At 61.5% G+C, this 18,225-nt stretch carries 23 protein-coding genes and 1 pseudogene; all 24 read left to right on the top strand.

The genetic code is table 11. The features are described 5' to 3' along the window. Window positions 1-494 precede the first annotated feature (494 nt). Window positions 495-833, top strand: a complete 339-nt coding sequence (locus QF039_RS22515; RefSeq protein WP_003208680.1) for a phage holin family protein — start codon at window positions 495-497, stop codon at window positions 831-833. A 22-nt stretch (window positions 834-855) separates the two neighbouring features. Further along, window positions 856-1,371 (top strand): hypothetical protein, encoded by a 516-nt coding sequence (locus tag QF039_RS22510; protein WP_177041851.1) that lies wholly within the window; start codon window positions 856-858, stop codon window positions 1,369-1,371. Between the two features lie 3 nt (window positions 1,372-1,374). Continuing rightward, window positions 1,375-1,983 (top strand): phage baseplate assembly protein V, encoded by a 609-nt coding sequence (locus QF039_RS22505; RefSeq protein WP_307520791.1) that lies wholly within the window; start codon window positions 1,375-1,377, stop codon window positions 1,981-1,983. Between the two features lie 12 nt (window positions 1,984-1,995). After that, the gene (locus QF039_RS22500; RefSeq protein ID WP_003208675.1) at window positions 1,996-2,328 is read left to right on the top strand and encodes a phage baseplate protein; all 333 of its coding nucleotides are present in this window, start codon (window positions 1,996-1,998) and stop codon (window positions 2,326-2,328) included. Then, window positions 2,325-3,320 carry a baseplate J/gp47 family protein gene (locus QF039_RS22495; RefSeq protein ID WP_307520788.1) on the top strand — a complete coding sequence of 332 codons (996 nt, stop codon included), beginning with the start codon at window positions 2,325-2,327 and terminating at the stop codon, window positions 3,318-3,320. The genes QF039_RS22500 and QF039_RS22495 overlap by 4 nt, the downstream gene beginning before the upstream one ends. Then, on the top strand, window positions 3,317-4,045 hold the full coding sequence (locus QF039_RS22490; RefSeq protein WP_087695287.1) for a phage tail protein I: 729 nt from the start codon (window positions 3,317-3,319) through the stop codon (window positions 4,043-4,045). Before QF039_RS22495 ends, QF039_RS22490 begins: the two co-directional genes overlap by 4 nt. Further along, window positions 4,042-4,551: pseudogene (locus tag QF039_RS22485) on the top strand (hypothetical protein); the annotation flags it as partial. The gene QF039_RS22490 and the pseudogene QF039_RS22485, both read left to right, overlap by 4 nt. Window positions 4,552-5,414: 863 nt before the next feature. Beyond that, window positions 5,415-5,717 carry a hypothetical protein gene (locus tag QF039_RS22480; RefSeq protein ID WP_177009849.1) on the top strand — a complete coding sequence of 101 codons (303 nt, stop codon included), beginning with the start codon at window positions 5,415-5,417 and terminating at the stop codon, window positions 5,715-5,717. A gap of 87 nt (window positions 5,718-5,804) precedes the next feature. Continuing rightward, window positions 5,805-5,978 carry a hypothetical protein gene (locus QF039_RS22475; RefSeq protein WP_003208665.1) on the top strand — a complete coding sequence of 58 codons (174 nt, stop codon included), beginning with the start codon at window positions 5,805-5,807 and terminating at the stop codon, window positions 5,976-5,978. A 2-nt stretch (window positions 5,979-5,980) separates the two neighbouring features. Beyond that, on the top strand, window positions 5,981-7,147 hold the full coding sequence (locus QF039_RS22470; RefSeq protein WP_003208663.1) for a tail protein: 1,167 nt from the start codon (window positions 5,981-5,983) through the stop codon (window positions 7,145-7,147). Continuing rightward, the gene (locus QF039_RS22465; RefSeq protein ID WP_003208662.1) at window positions 7,147-7,653 is read left to right on the top strand and encodes a phage major tail tube protein; all 507 of its coding nucleotides are present in this window, start codon (window positions 7,147-7,149) and stop codon (window positions 7,651-7,653) included. The genes QF039_RS22470 and QF039_RS22465 overlap by 1 nt, the downstream gene beginning before the upstream one ends. Before the next feature lie 51 nt (window positions 7,654-7,704). Continuing rightward, complete coding sequence (locus tag QF039_RS22460) at window positions 7,705-8,286, top strand: phage tail assembly protein (protein WP_003208660.1); 582 nt, start codon at window positions 7,705-7,707, stop codon at window positions 8,284-8,286. A 127-nt stretch (window positions 8,287-8,413) separates the two neighbouring features. After that, on the top strand, window positions 8,414-10,612 hold the full coding sequence (locus QF039_RS22455) for a phage tail tape measure protein (RefSeq protein WP_307520780.1): 2,199 nt from the start codon (window positions 8,414-8,416) through the stop codon (window positions 10,610-10,612). Continuing rightward, on the top strand, window positions 10,612-10,995 hold the full coding sequence (locus QF039_RS22450; RefSeq protein ID WP_307520778.1) for a phage tail protein: 384 nt from the start codon (window positions 10,612-10,614) through the stop codon (window positions 10,993-10,995). Before QF039_RS22455 ends, QF039_RS22450 begins: the two co-directional genes overlap by 1 nt. Further along, window positions 10,988-11,200, top strand: a complete 213-nt coding sequence (locus QF039_RS22445) for a tail protein X (RefSeq protein ID WP_003208655.1) — start codon at window positions 10,988-10,990, stop codon at window positions 11,198-11,200. Before QF039_RS22450 ends, QF039_RS22445 begins: the two co-directional genes overlap by 8 nt. Window positions 11,201-11,209: 9 nt before the next feature. Continuing rightward, on the top strand, window positions 11,210-12,217 hold the full coding sequence (locus QF039_RS22440; protein ID WP_307520775.1) for a phage late control D family protein: 1,008 nt from the start codon (window positions 11,210-11,212) through the stop codon (window positions 12,215-12,217). A gap of 64 nt (window positions 12,218-12,281) precedes the next feature. Continuing rightward, the gene (locus tag QF039_RS22435) at window positions 12,282-12,872 is read left to right on the top strand and encodes a hypothetical protein (protein WP_307520773.1); all 591 of its coding nucleotides are present in this window, start codon (window positions 12,282-12,284) and stop codon (window positions 12,870-12,872) included. Further along, window positions 12,869-13,051, top strand: a complete 183-nt coding sequence (locus QF039_RS22430) for a DUF2635 domain-containing protein (RefSeq protein WP_087695298.1) — start codon at window positions 12,869-12,871, stop codon at window positions 13,049-13,051. The genes QF039_RS22435 and QF039_RS22430 overlap by 4 nt, the downstream gene beginning before the upstream one ends. Then, window positions 13,051-14,547, top strand: a complete 1,497-nt coding sequence (locus QF039_RS22425; protein ID WP_307520771.1) for a phage tail sheath subtilisin-like domain-containing protein — start codon at window positions 13,051-13,053, stop codon at window positions 14,545-14,547. The genes QF039_RS22430 and QF039_RS22425 overlap by 1 nt, the downstream gene beginning before the upstream one ends. 64 nt (window positions 14,548-14,611) lie before the next feature. Then, window positions 14,612-14,959 carry a phage tail tube protein gene (locus tag QF039_RS22420; RefSeq protein ID WP_177022720.1) on the top strand — a complete coding sequence of 116 codons (348 nt, stop codon included), beginning with the start codon at window positions 14,612-14,614 and terminating at the stop codon, window positions 14,957-14,959. Next, the gene (locus QF039_RS22415) at window positions 14,956-15,252 is read left to right on the top strand and encodes a phage tail assembly protein (RefSeq protein WP_102369827.1); all 297 of its coding nucleotides are present in this window, start codon (window positions 14,956-14,958) and stop codon (window positions 15,250-15,252) included. Before QF039_RS22420 ends, QF039_RS22415 begins: the two co-directional genes overlap by 4 nt. 5 nt (window positions 15,253-15,257) lie before the next feature. After that, window positions 15,258-15,383, top strand: coding sequence for a hypothetical protein (locus QF039_RS22410; RefSeq protein WP_307520767.1), 126 nt, complete (start codon window positions 15,258-15,260; stop codon window positions 15,381-15,383). Beyond that, window positions 15,383-16,999 (top strand): hypothetical protein, encoded by a 1,617-nt coding sequence (locus QF039_RS22405; protein WP_307520764.1) that lies wholly within the window; start codon window positions 15,383-15,385, stop codon window positions 16,997-16,999. The genes QF039_RS22410 and QF039_RS22405 overlap by 1 nt, the downstream gene beginning before the upstream one ends. Beyond that, window positions 16,986-18,224 carry a DNA circularization protein gene (locus QF039_RS22400; protein ID WP_307520762.1) on the top strand — a complete coding sequence of 413 codons (1,239 nt, stop codon included), beginning with the start codon at window positions 16,986-16,988 and terminating at the stop codon, window positions 18,222-18,224. The genes QF039_RS22405 and QF039_RS22400 overlap by 14 nt, the downstream gene beginning before the upstream one ends. Window position 18,225: the final 1 nt, after the last annotated feature.

Raw genomic sequence — 18,225 nt, 5'->3', positions numbered from 1 at the left:
AAATGCATTTGTGCATTGACTGTATATGCATACATGCATATTCTTCGTCTCAAGCCAGCCAAGAAGGCCTGGTGGAGGCGGCAAGGATGCTGCCAAGGAAGACAAGGACGTTACGCAACACCGGCAAGGACGCCATCGAAGCGATGGCAAGGATGCCAGGCAATACCGGCAAGGATGCCGACGCTCTTTAGTTTCAAACCGCTTCAAGAACAGGCAGCGATGAATCGGCCTTAACGGTTCAGAGGGTTGGCAACTGGCCCGGGTGTGCAGCGTAAAGCACCAGAAGCAGTTATCCGGCAGACAGGGATCGTGGTCGGAAAAACATTGAGGAAAGAACCGTACCGCGCCAGTAGCGCCGAAAGTTCGAGGACATCATTACTGAAAAGCCCGGGCAACCGGGCTTTTTGGAATGCCTACCTAGAGAACCCATTCAAATTGAAACAAACACCTACAACCGGCGACCTGCCGGTATCACTCATTCCAGGAGGCGTGACATGACAAACGAGCAGCAAGCGTTGGCGGAAATGCCTATCTGGCTGGTCATCGTATTGGCGGTGATTGGCGGGGTTTCCGGAGAAATGTGGCGCGCCGACAAGGAAGGCGCCCGCGGTTGGTCGCTTATGCGGCGCCTGGCCCTGCGTTCGGGGGCCTGCATGGTGTGCGGGGTATCAGCCCTGATGCTGTGCTACGCCGCCGGCATGTCGATCTGGACGGCCGGCGCCATTGGGTGCCTGACGGCCATGGCCGGCGCCGACGTGGCCATCGGCCTTTATGAACGCTGGGCGGCCAAGCGCATCGGCGTCAACGAAGGCCCTGGCCGGGACCCGCAGTAACCGTTGCAAGGACGCTACTTAAATGACACTTATCGAAAAACCCTCCCAATTGCCCCAGGCCATCAGCGAGGCACTGCGCAGGGCGTTTCCGGAACTTAAGGTCGGCACTCATCAGGACTTTCAGGGCGCCGCGAACGACACCGGCGTGTTGATCACGGTCGAAGGCAATGGGCCGGGCCTTCGCTCCCGCGAGGGGCGCAAGGCCCATGCCCTGGGGATTTCACTCAAGGCCATGGTGGCCCCGGGTGCCTTGCCCTTTGATGCCTGCGACCTGGCCAGCCAACTGATGGACCTGGTGCTGGATAACCGCTGGAACCTGCCGCAGGCGCAGTGCGACCTGCCGACCAGCATTGTCGCTGCGCCTTCAATACGCACCAGCGCAGAGACGGACTACGACACCTGGACCGTCACCTTCACCCAAACCCTCTATATCGGGCCGCCGTTGCTCAACGATCCCACAGGCAAGCCGCTTTTTGCCTGCACCTGGGACGTCTCGAACATCGACGACCCCGACCAATACAAGCCGCTGGCGGAGTAGCCCATGTTCGACGCGCTGTTACGCATGCAGCTGGGGCCGATCGTGGAGCGCCTGGCGGAAATGGAAAGCCAGCTCGAAGACCTGTATCGACGCGCCGAAAGTTTCTGCCGAATCGGCGTGTGCCAGGAGGTCGACGCCGCCAGCAATACCTGCAAGGTCAGCCACGGCGAACTGCTCACCCCGGCGATCCGCTTTTTCAACCCCAGCGCCGGAGCGCAGACGGAAACCCGCATCCCGTCAGTAGGCGAGCAATGTTTGCTGCTCAACTACGGTGCCGGGGAGGGCGGGGCGCAATCGGTGGCCTTGTTCGGCTTGAACAGCGACCGCTTTCCACCGGTCTCCAGCGCTTCGACACTGACCCGGCGCCGCCATCAGGACGGTACCCAGAGCGACTACGACGACGCCAGCCATACCTTCAACTGGGTCAATGGCCCCACCACGTTCACAGGTTCCCGCGAACAGGTCGACATCAAGGTCGGCGCCGCCAGCCTCACGATGAGCGCCCAGGGCGTCACGCTGCAAGTCGGCGGCAGCAGCCTGTTGCTGGATGCAGGCGGCGCGCACTTCAGTGGCCCGGTGGTGGACCACCAGGGTCGAGTCATCAGCCCCTGACAAGGACATCCCATGATCGGAATCGATAGAAACACCGGGGCGGCGGTCGATGACTGGCTGCAATTTGTGCAGCGCGCTACCCGAGCGCTGACCACGCCCTTGGGCACTCGCCAGAAGCGCCCGCTGTACGGCTCGATGATCCCGCAGCTGCTCGGGCAAAACCTCGGCGATGACCTGCTGATTCTCGCCCAGAGCCATGCCGCCCAGGCGTTCTACAACCCGCAGAACGGCATCGCCGACTTCGAGCCGCAAGTCATCGTCGCCAACCGCCAGGGCGCCGGCCTGTTGCTGCGCTTCGCCGGCACCTGGAAAAACCGCAAGCAATCCTTCGAGGTGGTGACATGAGCATGCTGATACCCGGCCAGAACCAGTTGGCTGAGCCAGCGATCATTGCGGTCGATGAGTTCGAACCGTTGCTGGCGGAGTTCAAGGCGTTTGTCGTCGATTACGTCGCCACTCGTGCACCAGAAAATGCCGCCAAGCTGAAGGTCAGCCTGGAGAACGAGAGCGAGTTGCTGACGTTGGCGCTGGAAGCTTTTTGCGTTCGCCTGCAAACCCACGAGCGCAAATACAACGCCCGCATCAAGCAGATGCTGGCGTGGTGGGCCACCGGCAGCAACCTCGATGCGCGCCTGGCGGACATGGGCCTGGAGCGCCAGGTGCTCGACCCTGGTGACCCGGCGGCTTTCCCGCCGGTACCGCCAACATTGGAGAGCGACGATGACGCCCGGTTGCGTTATTACCTCGCGCCTCACGCTCCGGCGGCGGGTTCGCGGATGCAGTATCGCCGGGAGGTTTTCACCCTCGGTGAGCGTCCATCGGTGAAAGTGCAAAGTGCTGCCCCGGGTGTGGTGACGGTCACTTATACCTTCGACCCGGACGGCTACGCGGCACGGGTCAAGGATGGCAACGGCCGTCGAACCGCGCCCGGCGAAGTGATGGTCACGGTCCTGTCCCGAGACGGGGATGGTACACCTTCTGCGGATCTACTCGACGGTGTACGCCGGCATTTCGCCCGGCCTGACGTGCGACCGGAAACGGATCTCGTCACGGTGCAGGCGGCTCAGATCCTGCGCTACAAAATCCGCGTGGTGGCCAAGATCAACGCCGGCCCGGATTCCGGATTGACCCAGGTAGCCGCGCAGCGACTGCTGCAAACCTACGCCGAGTCTTGTCATCGCCTGGAAGGGCGGGTGGACCCGAGCTGGATCGACTACGCCATCCACTCGGCAGGCGCTGCGCAACTGCAGATCCTTGAGCCGCTGGAGCCGATCGTCACCACGGCGTTTCAGGCTCCGTATTGCACGGGTGTCGAGGTGGAGGTGCACACGTTATGAGTGAGCCAAAAGGCAGTTTGCTGCCCGCCAACAGTTCGCCGTTGGAGAAGGCGCTGGACCTGGGTTTCGGGCAATTGCTCGATCGGGTCACTCCGCCATTCCCGGCCTTGATGAACCCGCTGCAGACGCCGGCTGAATTCCTTCCCTACCTGGCCGCTGATCGCGGCGTCAGTGAATGGGACGCCGCTGCCAGCGAGTCGGAGAAGCGCCTCACCGTGGCCTTGTCCTGGCAAATCCAGCGTCAGGCCGGTACGCCCAAGGCGCTGAGCTACGCCGTCGAATCCCTGGGATTCACCCCCAATATCAGTGCCTGGTATCAACAGCGGCCAACCGGCCTGCCTTACACCTTTGATGTGCAGGCAATCATCGGTCGCAGTTGGTCCAGTGGCGATCACAACCGTTTGATCCGCCGCATCAACGCGGCCAAGAGCGAGCGGGACCTGGCCACCATCACCATCGTGCACGAGACCTCCCAGGGTTTACGTGTTGCTGCAGCCGCTGATCCAGGGTTGAGCATCGGTGATGAGGGCCAGCCCGGGGCGTTGCCCGAAGTGAAGCTGCACGGGGTACTTGCTTGCAGAAGCGTGGCGCACACACCGCTCAGCGATGGCGAGTTGCAGTTGTGCGGCGTACTGCCTGAACTCGGGCTGGCGGCCCGGCTAAACAGTGCCGGGGTTGCCCGGCACTACACCATTAACGACTACGACCTCAGGGCGCAGCCATGACAGATGAAATTACACGCCTGGTGCGCTTCACCTCCAAGGGATTGGATGAAGTGCTGCAGGCAAAGAACCAGGGCTTGAAAGGCGAGATCACCCACATTGGCGCCGGTACTGGCCGCTACAACCCCGACGGCACCGAAGTGGCCCTGCGTGACGAGCGCCAACGGGTCGCCATTGTGGACTACGAGGATCTGGGCGACCGGCAACTCCGGATGGCCGCGCTGTTTGATGGCGAGGCCGAGTATGAGATCGGCGAGTTTGGTTTTTACCTCGCCAGTGGCACGTTGTTGGCGGTGTATTCCGTGGAGGGGAAGCTGCTCACGTATAAAGCGGCGGCGGCTCGGGTACTGCAGAAGTTCACCTTGGATATTTCGCCGTTGCCGGCGGATAGCGTGACGATTGTGGTGGGGAGCGAGAATTTGAATGTATTGATGGCTGAAGAAATCGCAATCATGGCGGCGGCTTCGGTTGGCAATATGTCCCGCCACGTTGATCTGATGTTGCGGGTTTATGCATCTCGAAGCGAAGTAGTTGCACTGACAAAAGTGCTGGAAAGACTAATTGACAGGGAGTTGATGATGGGAATTGAAACGACTATCACGAAAGTGGTGGATGCGTGTAACAAGCTGACAGAAACGGTGACTAACCAGATTGGCAAAATTGATGCACGGGTAGAGGCCGCGTCGAGTCAGTTCACTGCGTGGCGTAACGGTGTACAAGCGAAAGACATCAATGGCCGCGCGCTTTACAAGCAGGATATTGACCTAACCGGCTTGTCCACGGACGTGCTTTACCCAGTGTGGTGGAGCATGCCCGGTAACGATGGGGGAGAAACCGAGCTTACTATCTCTCGAATTTTTTCTCGAGATAGCGAAAAGGCGCCCTTTGGTGAGGGTATCTATCATATCGCCGGCTTGAACCTGCAATTGGAAGGTGTTGGTTTTCCATGGAATGGTGATGCCAACTTCCTGTCGATCAAACGAATATCGCAAACCTATCGCGAAACGGTTCGGGGCATCTCGTTTGGCATGATTTGCACGGCTCGTGCCGTTACAGGGCTTAAACCCATGTATGTCGGTTTGGTCGCTGGTCAGCTGACCACGTCCCCACAATTCTCCGGGATGTACCTAAGAGGTGGGTTGAGTTACACGATCACCAAAACGTTTGATTACCCTGTGAGCTTCAGCAAGGTGGATACCGAAGTGATCATGAAAGATGACGTTACGGCTGATTGGGAGGTGCGTTGGGTAGTGAAGCCTTATGCGCTGGCCCAGGCAGATGCCGTGCTTGGGAAGGCCTATGAAGAGAAGCGCTTGGCTTATTCCTACGACAACGACACTCGGTATACCGCCAAGGTTTAAGGACTGATCAAATGACTTTGTTTATTGAAAAACTGGAAACCCCCGCTGGTGACTCGCTGATCAACGTACCTGCCAGCGTGCAGACACTTAAAGGTCTTGGCTTTAGTGATGTGGCCGCTCAAGCGCTGATCGAGAAAGCCGCTGCCGCTGCAGCGCTCGCTAGCACTATTGCTGCTCGCCGCTCTGCCTATGTCAGCGAAGCGGACCCGATGTACCTCGAGTGGCAATTCGACGGTACGCCTGAGAAGGAGAAGGAATGGCGAGCCAAAGTGGCCGAAATCAAGGCGCGGTTCCCGTTGCCGGAAGATAAATAATCACCCACCGCGAAAGCGGTTTTTTTTCGCCCGCCCAAAGCCCCTCTCGCAGGGGCTTTGGCATTTTCCACCCGGAGAATCCCACTCATGTTTAACCGCCAAACCTACACCGTCCTCATTCCATTCCCCACCGGCAACGGCCACTGGTCTACCGCCGGCGAGGAACTGGAACTGCTGGACGTCGAAGCATCCGCCCTGCGCACCGCTGGCCGCCTGGAACTGACCAGCGTCCTCAACTCCACCCCGAAGAAGGCTGACTGATCATGGCTGAGGTTTTGAACTTCGAACACAACGGCATCACCGTGAACGCCACCGAATCCCCCGAGGCCATGGGTGGCCTGGGCGATAACGTCATCGGCCTGGTGGGCACTGCCCCCAACGCCCATGCGTCGATTCCGAAAAACGCCCCGTTCCGCATCAACAGCTTCACCACCCAGGCGCTGCTGGACCCTACCGGCGCTGAAACCGGCACGCTGTTCCACGCCGTTTACCAGATCCTCAAAGTGGTCAAGGTGCCGGTCTACGTTGTGATCGTCGACGAGGGCACCACCCCGGCCGACACCATCAATAACGTAATCGGCGGTGAAGAGCCGGTCACCGGCCGCAAACTGGGCCTCGCCGCCCTGGCCAGCGTCCCCGAAGACCTGACCATCATCGGCGCCCCGGGCTTCACCGGCACCAAGGCCGTGGCCGGCGAATTCGCCTCCTTCGGCAAGCGCATCAAGGCCCGTGTGGTGCTGGACGGCAAGGACGCAACCGTCGCCGACCAGGTGACCTACAGCGGCGAACTGGGCGGTGCCGATCTCGGTTTCGACCGTTGCCTGCTGGTGCACAACATGCCGTCGGTGTACTCCAAGGCCGCGAAGAAAAACGTGTTCCTGGCGCCGTCGTCCCTGGCGATTGCCGCATTGGCCAAGGTCAAGCAGTGGGAAAGCCCAGGCAACCAGGTGACCTTCGCCGAAGACGTGTCCCGCGTGGTTGAGTACAACATCCTCGACACCTCCACCGAAGGCGACCTGCTCAACCGCTACGGCGTGAGCTACTACGCCCGCACCATCCTCGGCGGTTTCTCGCTGCTGGGTAACCGCTCCATCACCGGCAAGTTCATCAGCTACGTGGGCCTGGAAGATGCGATCAGCCGCAAGCTGGTCAAGGCCGGCCAGAAAGCCATGGCCAAGAACCTGACCAAGTCGTTCATGGACCAGGAGGTCAAGCGCATCAACGACTGGCTGCAAACCCTGGTGGCCGACGAGACCATTCCCGGCGGCAGCGTGTACCTGCACCCGGAATTGAACAGTGTCGAGAAGTACAAGAACGGCACCTGGTTCATCGTCATCGACTACGGCCGCTACGCGCCGAACGAACACATGATTTATCAACTCAACGCCCGCGATGAAATCATCGAGCAGTTCCTGGAGGACGTTCTCTAATGTTTACCAACCGAATCAGACAGGCCATGGCGGCCACCCTTCAAGGCCTGCCGTTGTCGGCGACGGTCACCTCGTTCGCACCGCCGAAGATCGACTTCGACATGGAACAGATGACCGGCGGACGTTTCATCGCCGAAGAAATGGCCAAGAGCGCCAAAGTGCTCAACGCCACATTGGAGCTGCAAGGCGCGGGTCCGGAAATCATGCTTGCCTTGGGGGTGCGCCTGGGCGATGACATTTTGCTGAACGTGCGTGAAGCCGGCCAGGACCAGGACGGCAAGACTTACTTCACCTACCACACCATCGGCGGCAAGCTGAAAACCCTGACCGAGACAACCCTGAAGATGGGCGATAAACCCGCCATCACCCTGGAGTTCTCCTGCCGCACCTACAACCGCCTGGAAAACGGCATCCCGGTGATCGACATCGACGTGCGTACCCAGAAGTTTGTGCTTAACGGCGTCGACATCCTCGGCGATGCCCGCCGCGCGGTACTGATGCCTTAAGCCCCCGGGAGCGGGTTTTCCCGCTCCCATACTTCACCAAGGAATTGATTCATGGCCTGGATGCCTCCGCTGCACATCCTGCTGTCGCCGATCACCGCTGATACCGGCGCGCTGATCGAGCAGATTCAACTCAAGCCGTTGTTCTACGCCGCGCAAAAAGACGCGCTGGCCCGGGCCGGTGATGACGAGGACGATCAGTTCTTCGAACTGGCCAAACTCGCCACCGGCCTGTCGGAAAAAGAACTCGACCAACTCAAGCGTCCGGACTATGTGAGCATCGCCCAGTACGTGCACGACATGTCGACCCGGCCTGCGTCGTACTTCCTCGACGCCGACGAGCAGCCCCGCGAATCGGCGACCAGTGAGCACGTCTCGCTGCTGTTGCCCCTTGACACCGGCGGCCGCCGTCTCACCAGCCTGATCCTGGAAATGCCCGCCCTGCGCGCCACCAAGGCGATGAAAAAACTCGCCACCAACAAAGAGCGCGCCGAGTTCATCACTGCCCACTGCACCGGCCTGATGATCCCGGATCTCGCCGACCTCAGCGTGCCCGACTGGACCGAACTGCAGGGGCGCATCGACGATTTTTTAAACAAACCGGCGGACTTCTTTCGGAGCGCGACATCGAAGTAATTCTCGACATCGTGCCGCTCATTTACTCGGTAAATGAAGCGGAAATCCTGGACTGGGACGCCGGAAAAGCATTGCGCCGCTACGACATCGCGATCACTCGCCTTGGCGTCAAACAGGAGTAGAGCGGATGGCAGACAGTAAATTTGGATTGAGGTCGCTCATCGCCAGGGACGGCGAGGCGATTTACGGCTCGCTTGAAACGGCCGGGGCAGGCGCCAGCATCCAGCCGATTGCGCCGATGCTTGCCGGCCCGTCCTTGCTTGATGCCGTACCCGAGGACGTGCCGGGCCAGGAACTGGCGAATGTCGGTGCGCAACTGACGCAACTGGTCACGGGGCAGACCCGGCTCATCGACACGCTGGAGAGGTTCAACGGCTCATTGCTCGATGTGATGGGTGCCCTGAAAACCGGCAAGGGCAATAGCACGGGCGGCGCCTCATCCGATACCGTCAAACCCTCGCAGGCGCTGGAAACGGCGATGACCGACCTGCATGAAGTGGTGGGGTTTGCCGGGTATGAGCGCACACAACTGCGCGAAGCCAACCTGGCCTTGGCGTCCGACCCGATGGTTGCCGCGAGTGGCGCAGATGCTGTCGACCTGGCAAGGGTGGAGCAGGTGGGGGCCCGGTCCGGCGTAGGCAAGGACCTTGAAACTCGCCAGGCTGATTTGCTGCAGTTCGCCCGCGATAGCGCGCTCATCGCCGCGGCCTTTCAGACCGATATCAAGACGGCCGGCGAGATGATGGGCGGCTGGCGTGGGTCGATGAAGCTGGATCGCCCGCAGGCGCTGGATCTGGCTGACGCCACCAACGTGCTGGGTTCCCACGCTTCGCTCAAGGCCGATGCGGTGGATATTGGTTCGATTGTGCGCCAGAGCACTGCCGCGAGAACGTCGGGCATGAGCCCCGAGCAGGTAGCGGCGTTTTCGGCGGCGTTGCTGACGGTTGGTAACAACCGGGCGTCTGCCGGGCTTGCGGTGGAAAAAGTCGGCGCCGCGCTGGCCAAGGGTGACGGTGCCTCCGAGGGGCAGCGTGCTGCCTGGGCAGAGCTCAAGCTTGACCCGAAGGTGCTTGCGGCAGGCATGAAGCAGGACGCACCGCAAACAGTGCTGACGGTCCTCGAGGCGCTCAAGGCGCAGCCCCAGGAAAGGCAGGCGGCACTGGCCACGCAGTTGTTCGACGGTAACCGCTCGATTCTGAGTCTGGTGCCGGTGATCGACACGCTGAAGCAGGCCTTTTCGGCGGTGGCCGACAAGTCGACTTACGCGACTTCGGTCCTGGGAGACCAGGGCTCGGTCATGCGTTCGGCGACCGGGCGGGCAGACTCCACGCAAGCTCATGAACAAGCCTTCCAGGCCAGTACCACCCGCCTGGAGACAGCTTCCGATACGGCGATTGCACCCCTGAAAAACGGCGCACTGACGGTGCTGACCTCGGTGGTCAATGGCTTGGGCTGGCTGGCTGAATCGCTGCCCAAAGCCACGGCCGCCCTCACATTGGCCGCGGTGGTGATGGTGCCGCTGGCGAAGAAGCTCGGCGGCACTGTCGTGGACAAAGTCTTCGACAAGGTCGCCGGGAAAGTCCTGGGCGAGGGTGACGCGCCCCGCGATGCCGGTGGCAACAAGTCCGACCCGTCCGGCAGCAAAGGGAAGTCACAAGGTAGCGACACACGCCAGGGCGAGCGCACTCCAGGCAAAAACTCAGGCCCTGATGCGCCCACGAAAACCAACAGAGCCAGCCGAATCGCGAAGCGCGGTTCGTTGGCGTTGGTGGTGGCAGACGCGGGTATCAATCTCATCAAGGGCGCGAGCAATGGCACCCTGAAAGAGTCCGTTGGCGCCAGTGTGGGGTCGATAGGCGGTGGCGTCGCGGGTGGTGTGGCCGGCGAGGTTGCAGGGCTGGCCATTGGGCGAGCCGTTGGCACGCTCGCCGGGGCGGCGCTGGGTTCGATTATTCCGGGCGCCGGCACAGTGTTGGGCGGTGTGATCGGCGGCTTTGCCGGCGGTGCAATCGGTAAGGTGGTGGGCGGCGTCGTCGGCACGTTCGTCGGCAGCGACGTCGGGGCGAGCCTGGGCGAGAAAGTCATGAGCAGCGACGACCGTCTCCCGCCACCCGAACAGGTCAGCCAAAGCCTTCCCAACGCTCAAACAGACAACCGGCAAATCAACTTCGCCCCGCAGATCAACATTACCGCACCCGAGCAGACCAGTTACCAGGCGCTGGCGGCGCTCGTCGTGCAACAGATCGAGGCGCAGTTTACGCCGCTGTCGATGGACAACCTGCTGGCGACGCGACGCGACGCGGCACTCACCGATGGAGCGGTTTAATGCGACAACAAATGGTGTTGGGCAGCTTTATTTTCGGGCTGTCGCGCGGGTTTGCCTACGCGACCCTCGACCGTAACAGTAGCGGTGGCTGGGTCGCGCTGGACATCATTGCCGGCAAACCCAAGTCCAGCCAGACCGGCCAGGGCCTCGAAACATTGACCTTTGCCGGCAAGGCGGCGCGTGGCATTGGCATGGCCAGGCTCGACGAACTGCGCGACTTGCAGGCCTTGCGTACACCGCTGCCGTTGGTGGACGGGATTGGCCGTAACTGGGGGCTGTGGACGATCAAATCGGTGGACGAGAAACAAGCCAACGTGATCGACGACGGCACCGCCATGCTGATCAATTGGACGTTGATACTGGAGGAATTCGTCAATGCGTAGAGTCCGAAGTATTGCCGGTGACTCCGTCAACCTGCTGCTCTACCGCGAACTGGGTCGCAGCGACGACGCTGCCGAGGAAGCACTGTGGCATCTCAACCCGGACCTCGCGGAACACGGGGCGGTATTGCCGGCCGGCATCGGTGTAATCGTACCGGAGCTGGACGCGCGGCCCGCCGCAAAAAAACCGGTTTCGGTTTGGGATTAAGGAGGAACCATGGCACTTGGATTCACACCGGCGGTGGAAATTTACGGGACCAATGCCGCGCTGCTCAACGAGCGATTACTGGAGTGGGAACACACCGATGCCGCAGGCTTCGTCTCCGACCAGCTCAAGCTGACCCTCGACATCGAAGGGCTTGAAGGATTGCCCAGCCTGGGTGGGAGGATCGGCCTGCGGGTCGGTTACCTGGAGACCGGCCTGGAGGACAAGGGGCTCTTCAAGATTACCCAGCGCACCCCGTACCTGTTCCCCCTGCGCCTGGTGCTGGTGGCCACGGCGGCGCCGTTCGACCAGGACGAATTCAAACAGCGCCGCACAGCCAGCCATGGGCCAACCACCCTGGGCGCACTGTTCCGCCAACTGACCATACGTTATGGATTCTCACCCAGGGTCGCGCCGGATCTGGACGCTGAAACGATCGCTCACATCGACCAGACCAACGAAAGCGACATGAGCTTCCTGACCCGGCTTGCCAAGCGTTTTGATGCGGTGGCCAAGCCTGTCGACGAGCTGTATGTGCTGGGCCGTAAAGGCCAGATCACCTCGCTGTCGGGCAAGCCGCTGCAAGAAGTGCGGCTGTCGGTCACTCGTGATAACCGTCCGGGCGACCGCGCGTTTATCAGCGCCAGTTTTACCGAGACCAGCCGGGCCAAGTTCGAAGGGGCCAAGGCGTCCTGGTGGGATGTCGCTACCTGCAAGAAACGTGAGGTGGCGGTGGGCGGTGCGCCGTTCAAGGTCCTTGCCCAGCGCTACCAGAGCGAAGACGAAGCCAGGACGGCGGCCGAAGGCGAGATGCGCCGGGTTAGCCGTGAAGGCCTGCAGATCAATGTGATATGCCCCGGCAACCCGGCGTTCCAGGCCGAAGGGCTGCTGGTGCTGGATGAAACCTGGCCCGGCTTCATGCAGGGGCGCTGGTCCATCGACACGCTGACGGCCGTCGGCAAACGCAAGGAAAGCTACCGATGCACGATCAAGGCGAACGGATTGTCGTCACCGCAATGACGTGCTCGATCGGTTCCTTCTACCCACCCGCTTCGGCGGTTTTTTTATTGCCTGGTGAGATGCCATGAAGATAACCCCTCTGGTCAGTCATCTTCGGGATCACTGCCCATCGTTCAACCAACACATCCGCGCCGGCCTCGACCTCGACGCGCTGCAAAACCTGCCAGTGCTCGACTCACCCCAGGCGGTCGTGACGCCGATCAGTGACAAGGCCAGCCCTAACGCTGCGCAAAACAGCAGTCGCCAACCCCTGCGCGAACATTTTGGCGTGGTGCTGGTGCTGGATTTGCCGGATGGCCAGCAAGCCCAGGCGATGGACCAGCTGCATGCCTTGCGCGCCGAGGTCTGGCGGGCGCTGGTGGGCTACAGGCCCGAGGGGTTCTACGAGCCCATCCAGTACGACGCTGGCGAATGGCTGTTGCTCAGCAAGGTTCGCGGGTTGTACCGGCTGCGGTTTTTTCTCGAGAGCCAGTTGGGACGCAACCTCAGCACGCAGCCGGCGGAAACCTGGCTCGAGCTTGAACTGGACGCTTTGCCGTCCTTCAACGGGGTGACGGTGCGGGTCGATGCCATTGACCCAGCCGACCCCAACCTGCAACGCCCAGGCCCCGACGGGCGCCTGGAAATGACGTTTTCTGCCGAGGTAAAACCATGAGCAAACGCATCACCGTACTGCCGGTTTCCGGCCGTGCCGTACCTGACCCGGAGGCGGGCGATCTGTTGCCCGCCGAAGGCCGCGAAGTCCCGGACAACGCCTGGTGGCGTCGACGTCTGGCCGATGGCGACATCACAACCAAAGCCGTCAAGGCGGCAAAAACACAGGGAGCCAAGTAATGGCGATCGGATTCAGTCATATTCCGGCGGACATTCGTGTGCCGCTGTTCTACGCCGAGATGGACAATTCGGCAGCCAATAGTGCGTCGTCCGCCTTGCGCCGATTGATCGTGGCCCAGGTCAACGACAACGTCACCGGCCCGGAAATCGGCAGCCTGGTGCTGGTATCGAGCGCGGCCATGGCCAAGCGTATCGGTGGCCAGGGTTCGATGCTGGCGTCGATGTACGACACGTTCCGCAAGAGTGACCCGGTGGGCGAAATCTGGTGCCTGCCGCTGCACAGCACCGAAGGCAGCGCGGCCAAGGCCGAGCTCAAGCTGACCGGCGCCGCGACCCAAGGTGGCATTCTCAGCCTGTACGTCGGCGGCACCCGGGTTCAAGCGACCGTGATCAATGGTGCGACGGCTGCCGTGGCTGCCACCGCCCTGGCGCTGAAAATCAACGCCAGTGCCGACCTGCCGGTCAGTGCGGTAGCCGCCGATGGCACCGTCACCCTGACCGCCAAGTGGACCGGTGAGAGTGGCAACGACATCAGCCTGCAGCTCAACCGCCTGGGCCAGAGCAACGGCGAACAAACCCCCGACGGCCTGACCGCCGTGCTCGGCAAAATGGCGGCGGGCGCCGGTGTGCCGGACCAGCTCGCGGCATTGGCTGCGCTGGGCGACGAGCCGTTCGAGTTCATCTGCATGCCCTGGGCCGACACCACCAGCCTCAACGCCTGGCAAGCGGTGATGGATGACAACAGCGGTCGTTGGTCGTGGGCCAAGCAACTGTTCGGCCACGTTTACACCGCCAAGCGCGGCACTATCGGCACCCTGGTGGCGGCCGGGCAAGGGCGAAATGACCAGCACGTGACCATCCAGGCCATGGAGCCGGGCGTGCCGCAACCGTTCTGGGTCCAGGCCGCAGCATTGGCTGCACGCACGGCGGTGTTCATCTCTGCCGATGCCAGTCGTCCGACCCAAAGCGGTAGCTTGCCGGGCCTCGATCCGGCCGACGCGAGCGAGCGCTTCACTCTGACCGAGCGCCAATCGCTGCTCAACTACGGCATCGCCACCGCTTACTACGAAGGCGGTTACGTGCGCATTCAGCGGGCGATCACCACTTACCAGAAGAACGCGTTCGGCCAGGCGGACAATTCCTATCTGGACAGCGAAACCCTGCACCAGTCGGCCTTTATCGTGCGCCGCCTGCAGAGCGTGATCACCAGCAAGTACGGGCGCCACAAACTCGCTGCTGACGGCACGCGCTTTGGCGCCGGCCAGCCGATCGTCACCCCGAGCACTATCCGCGGTGAGCTGATTGCCCAGTACGCCAAGCTGGAACTGGAAGGTCATGTGGAGAACGCCGAGCTGTTCGCCGAGCACCTGATCGTCGAGCGCGACAGCCAGGACCCGAGCCGGGTCAACGTGCTGTTCCCGCCGGATTACGTCAACGGGCTGCGGGTGTTCGCGCTGCTCAACCAGTTCCGTTTGCAGTACGACGCGGCGGTGTAGGCCCCGCGCTTTTCGCAACTGATTCCAGCCCGCCGAGTGCGGGCTTATTTTTGGGAGAAACATCATGGGTCAACTGATTGCGGGCACCTGCTACGTCAAAGTGGACGGCGCTCAACTGACCATCAACGGCGGCTGTGAAGCACCGTTGATGGCCGTCAAGCGGGAAACCGTGGTGCCGGGTTTCTATAAGGAAACCGACATCACCCCGTCTTTCAAAGTTACCGCGCTGCACACGCCGGACTTTCCAATGAAGCAACTGATCGCCGGCACCGACATGACCGTCACCTGCGAATTTAACAACGGCAAGGTCTACGTGCTGGCCGGTGCCTACCTGGTGGAAGAGCCGGTGGCCAAGGGCGACGATGCCGTGATCGAGCTGAAATTCGAAGGCATCAAGGGGACCTGGCAATGACCGATACGGTGAAGCTGCAAGCGGCCATCGAGGCCCACGGCGAGTCATTGACCGAACTCACCCTGCGCCGCCCGACGGTGCAGGAGGTGCGGGCAATCAAGGCGCTGCCGTACAAAATCGACAAGGGCGAAGACGTGAGTCTGGACCTTGACGTCGCCGCCAAGTACATCGCCGTGTGCGCGGGTATCCCGCCGTCGTCGGTCAACCAGCTCGACCTGATGGACTTCAACGCGCTGAGCTGGGCCGTCGCCGGTTTTTTCATGAGTGCGGCGCAGGCTCCGTCGCCGAGCTGATTGCGGTGGCCTATGACCTGGCCTGGTTCTGGAAGGTTGATCCCGAACAGATGCTGGCCAGGTCTTTGGATACGCTCCGGGAATCCCTGGAGCATGCGCAACGGATCAATGCGATGCAGCAGGTGCAGTGATGGCAGAAGCTCAGAAAGTAGAAAGTACCGCCGTGCGCCTGACCGGCATCGACCAGCTGTCGCCCAAGCTTGCTGCGCTGCAGGCCATGGTCGGGCGCTTCAGGCAGAACCTGGAACAGACCGGTCTCGGCAAACTCGACGTCGCGGGCCTGGTAAAGGGCGGTGGGCTGGCGGCACCGTTTATCAGCGGTATCAAATCGGCGCTGGCGTTCAAGGCTGAGGTCGGCGAGGTCAATGCCGCCGTGGGGCAGGGCGTTACCGAAACGGCGACGCAAGGGCTGAAGGATTTCAACGCGTCGCTGGACAAGGTGTCGGTGGCGTTTGGTACTGCGCTGTTGCCGGCCGTCACGGCGGTGGTGGTCGGGTTGGAGCCGTTGCTGACGACGGTGGCCCAGGTGCTCACCGAAAATCCGCAACTGGTGCAGGGCCTGGCTGCCGGCGCAGTAGCGTTTACCGCGATGCAGGCGGCCGTCACCGGCGTGTCTCAGGCACTGGGCTTGATGCAGCTGGTGCTCAGCGCCAATCCGATAGTTTTGGTGGCTGTAGGCATTGCCGTGGCGGCAGGCTTGATCGTTGCCAACTGGAAGCCGATTTCGGCATTTTTTGTCGGGCTCGGCGAACGGGTGATGGCGGCGATTGGAACCTTGGGCGAGTTTTTCCAGACGGTCTTTGCGTTTCGTCCGCTGGAACAGGTGATGCGCTTGTGGGGGCCGATCACAGGCTTTTTTGCCGGGTTGTGGACGTCGCTGAAGGTAATGGCGCAGCCCTTGGTCGGCTTTTTCACCACACTGTTTTCCTGGTCGCCAATGGGTTTGATCGTCAACAACTGGACGCCGTTGAGCGGCTTTTTTGCGGCCCTCTGGGACTTGCTCAAGGCACTGAGTGTGCCGGTGGTCGAGTTCATGAAAAGTTTGTTCAGTTGGTCACCCCAAGGGCAAATCATTGCCAACTGGGGTGTGATCAGTGAGATGTTTGCGGCGATCTGGAGTGACTTCAAACTCACCGCGCTGGCGGCTTTTACCATCGTCAGCAGTTACTTCGATTGGTCGCCCCTGGACAAGGTTTCTGCCGTCTGGGGTAGCGTCAGCGGTGCATTCGCCTCGATCTGGGGCGATATCAAGTTGCAGGCCCAGGACGCCTTTGTAGTGTTGAGTGGCCTGTTCGACGACTGGCATCCGATGGAGCAACTTGAAGCCATGTGGGCACCGGTGCTGAGTTGGTTCACGGCGCTATCGGAGAAGCTTGCGGTGATCACCGCACCGATTCGCAAGCTGTTCAACGGTGGGCTGGGTGAGGTGATCAACCAGGCGACCGGCAGTGTGCTGGAGTTGACCACCGAGCAACAGGAACGTAATGCCGAAAGCGCGCGCGATCCGTCCTGGTTCCGCAAGGGGCCTGGCTTGGTATCACCGCTGGCGTCCAGCTCCAGTTCGCTGCTGCAACAAACCGCTGCCAACAACCGCACGCAGCTCAACGGCGATTTGCGGGTGAGCTTCGACAATGCACCGGCCGGCCTGCGGGTCGACCAGCCCAGAACCAACCAGCCCGGCCTGAGCGTCACCCCACGTGTCGGCTACCGTTCCCTGTCCCTTGGAGGCTCCAATGAGCTGGCGTGATCGTTTGTTGCCGGCGTCGTTTCGTGGCGTCGGGTTTTGGGTTGACCAGGCGAAAGTCCCGGTCGGCAAGAAGGGCCAGTTGCACGAATACCCTCAGCGCGACCTGCCTTTTTTTGAAGGGCTGGGCCAACAGTCCAGGGTGCATGAGCTGACGGCATTTGTAGTGGGCGAGGATTGCCTGGAGCAACGCGACAAGTTGCTCAAGGCCCTGGAGGTGGGCGCCGGCGAGCTGGTGCACCCGTGGCTTGGACGGTTGCAGGTCAAGGTCGGCGAATGCGAGATGACCCAAACCCGCCAGGACGGCGGGCTGGTGACCTTTGCCCTGAAGTTCTATCCCGACGAACCTTTGAAGTTTCCCACTACGGCGGTCAATACCCGCCAGCTGTTGCTGGTGTCGGCCGACAGTTTGCTGGGTTCGGCGGTGCTGCGCTTTGAGCAGGCCGTCGCACTGGTGAAGCAGGCGCGGGTGGGCATCCAGGCGTTGCGCAATGGCCTGGCAGAGGTTTACCAGGTAATTGAGCAGCAGTTTGCCCCACTGATTCAGTTGTATGGCGACCTGAATGCCTTGGTCAAAGCCATCAAGGAAGTGCCCAAGGAATTGAGCGCCGAGTTCAAGGGCTTGCTCGGTGATGTGAAGGAGTTGAAGGCATTTGCCCGCAGCGGCTATCGCGGCATGTTGGCCAACCTCTCGCAGCAGGTGGAAGCGGCTCGCACTATCGACGTGCCGAAGCTGACCACCGGCAAGGACAGCGTGGCGGCGGTGCAAGCCACTGCCAACCTGGTACAGGATGCGTTGTGGGTGAAGATCGCCCATTGGCTGGCGGACGTACCGGTGGCGACAAAAGCGGTGACGCTCAGTACCACGCCATCCGTGGCGCAACAGGCGGCACAGCCGGTGCAGCGCCGCGAAGTGCCGGTGGCCGACGATGTGCTGGTGCTGCGTGACCTTCTGAACGAAGCCATGTGGCAAGCCGCATTGAAGGCCGACGCCGGGCACTATGTTGCGCTGAACGACCTGCGCCAACAGATGTTCGCGCATCTGACGGCGGTGGCTTCGTCCGGTGTCCGGCTGGTCAATCTGACGCCGATGCGCAGCATGCCCGCCTTGCTGTTGGCCTATCAGCGCTTCGGTGACGCGACGCGAGTGGGCGAGGTGGTGCAGCGCAATCGGGTGGCCCACCCGGGCTTCCTGCCACCGGCGGACCTGCAAGTGGTCAGGGAGTAAC

The sequence above is a fragment of the Pseudomonas sp. W2I6 genome (assembly GCF_030815935.1).
Taxonomy (GTDB): domain Bacteria; phylum Pseudomonadota; class Gammaproteobacteria; order Pseudomonadales; family Pseudomonadaceae; genus Aquipseudomonas.
The sequence above is the reverse complement of the archived record's forward strand: the minus strand, read 5'-3'. Positions and strand labels throughout refer to the sequence as shown.

Coding starts and splice junctions, on each gene's coding strand:
- QF039_RS22435 (WP_307520773.1), top strand. CDS start 12,282: ATGAAGATAACCCCTCTGGTCAGTCATCTTCGGGATCACTGCCCATCG.
- QF039_RS22450 (WP_307520778.1), top strand. CDS start 10,612: ATGCGACAACAAATGGTGTTGGGCAGCTTTATTTTCGGGCTGTCGCGC.
- QF039_RS22430 (WP_087695298.1), top strand. CDS start 12,869: ATGAGCAAACGCATCACCGTACTGCCGGTTTCCGGCCGTGCCGTACCT.
- QF039_RS22495 (WP_307520788.1), top strand. CDS start 2,325: ATGAGCATGCTGATACCCGGCCAGAACCAGTTGGCTGAGCCAGCGATC.
- QF039_RS22400 (WP_307520762.1), top strand. CDS start 16,986: ATGAGCTGGCGTGATCGTTTGTTGCCGGCGTCGTTTCGTGGCGTCGGG.
- QF039_RS22500 (WP_003208675.1), top strand. CDS start 1,996: ATGATCGGAATCGATAGAAACACCGGGGCGGCGGTCGATGACTGGCTG.
- QF039_RS22505 (WP_307520791.1), top strand. CDS start 1,375: ATGTTCGACGCGCTGTTACGCATGCAGCTGGGGCCGATCGTGGAGCGC.
- QF039_RS22470 (WP_003208663.1), top strand. CDS start 5,981: ATGGCTGAGGTTTTGAACTTCGAACACAACGGCATCACCGTGAACGCC.
- QF039_RS22405 (WP_307520764.1), top strand. CDS start 15,383: ATGGCAGAAGCTCAGAAAGTAGAAAGTACCGCCGTGCGCCTGACCGGC.
- QF039_RS22455 (WP_307520780.1), top strand. CDS start 8,414: ATGGCAGACAGTAAATTTGGATTGAGGTCGCTCATCGCCAGGGACGGC.
- QF039_RS22465 (WP_003208662.1), top strand. CDS start 7,147: ATGTTTACCAACCGAATCAGACAGGCCATGGCGGCCACCCTTCAAGGC.
- QF039_RS22445 (WP_003208655.1), top strand. CDS start 10,988: ATGCGTAGAGTCCGAAGTATTGCCGGTGACTCCGTCAACCTGCTGCTC.
- QF039_RS22510 (WP_177041851.1), top strand. CDS start 856: ATGACACTTATCGAAAAACCCTCCCAATTGCCCCAGGCCATCAGCGAG.
- QF039_RS22425 (WP_307520771.1), top strand. CDS start 13,051: ATGGCGATCGGATTCAGTCATATTCCGGCGGACATTCGTGTGCCGCTG.
- QF039_RS22515 (WP_003208680.1), top strand. CDS start 495: ATGACAAACGAGCAGCAAGCGTTGGCGGAAATGCCTATCTGGCTGGTC.
- QF039_RS22420 (WP_177022720.1), top strand. CDS start 14,612: ATGGGTCAACTGATTGCGGGCACCTGCTACGTCAAAGTGGACGGCGCT.
- QF039_RS22490 (WP_087695287.1), top strand. CDS start 3,317: ATGAGTGAGCCAAAAGGCAGTTTGCTGCCCGCCAACAGTTCGCCGTTG.
- QF039_RS22440 (WP_307520775.1), top strand. CDS start 11,210: ATGGCACTTGGATTCACACCGGCGGTGGAAATTTACGGGACCAATGCC.
- QF039_RS22480 (WP_177009849.1), top strand. CDS start 5,415: ATGACTTTGTTTATTGAAAAACTGGAAACCCCCGCTGGTGACTCGCTG.
- QF039_RS22460 (WP_003208660.1), top strand. CDS start 7,705: ATGGCCTGGATGCCTCCGCTGCACATCCTGCTGTCGCCGATCACCGCT.
- QF039_RS22475 (WP_003208665.1), top strand. CDS start 5,805: ATGTTTAACCGCCAAACCTACACCGTCCTCATTCCATTCCCCACCGGC.
- QF039_RS22415 (WP_102369827.1), top strand. CDS start 14,956: ATGACCGATACGGTGAAGCTGCAAGCGGCCATCGAGGCCCACGGCGAG.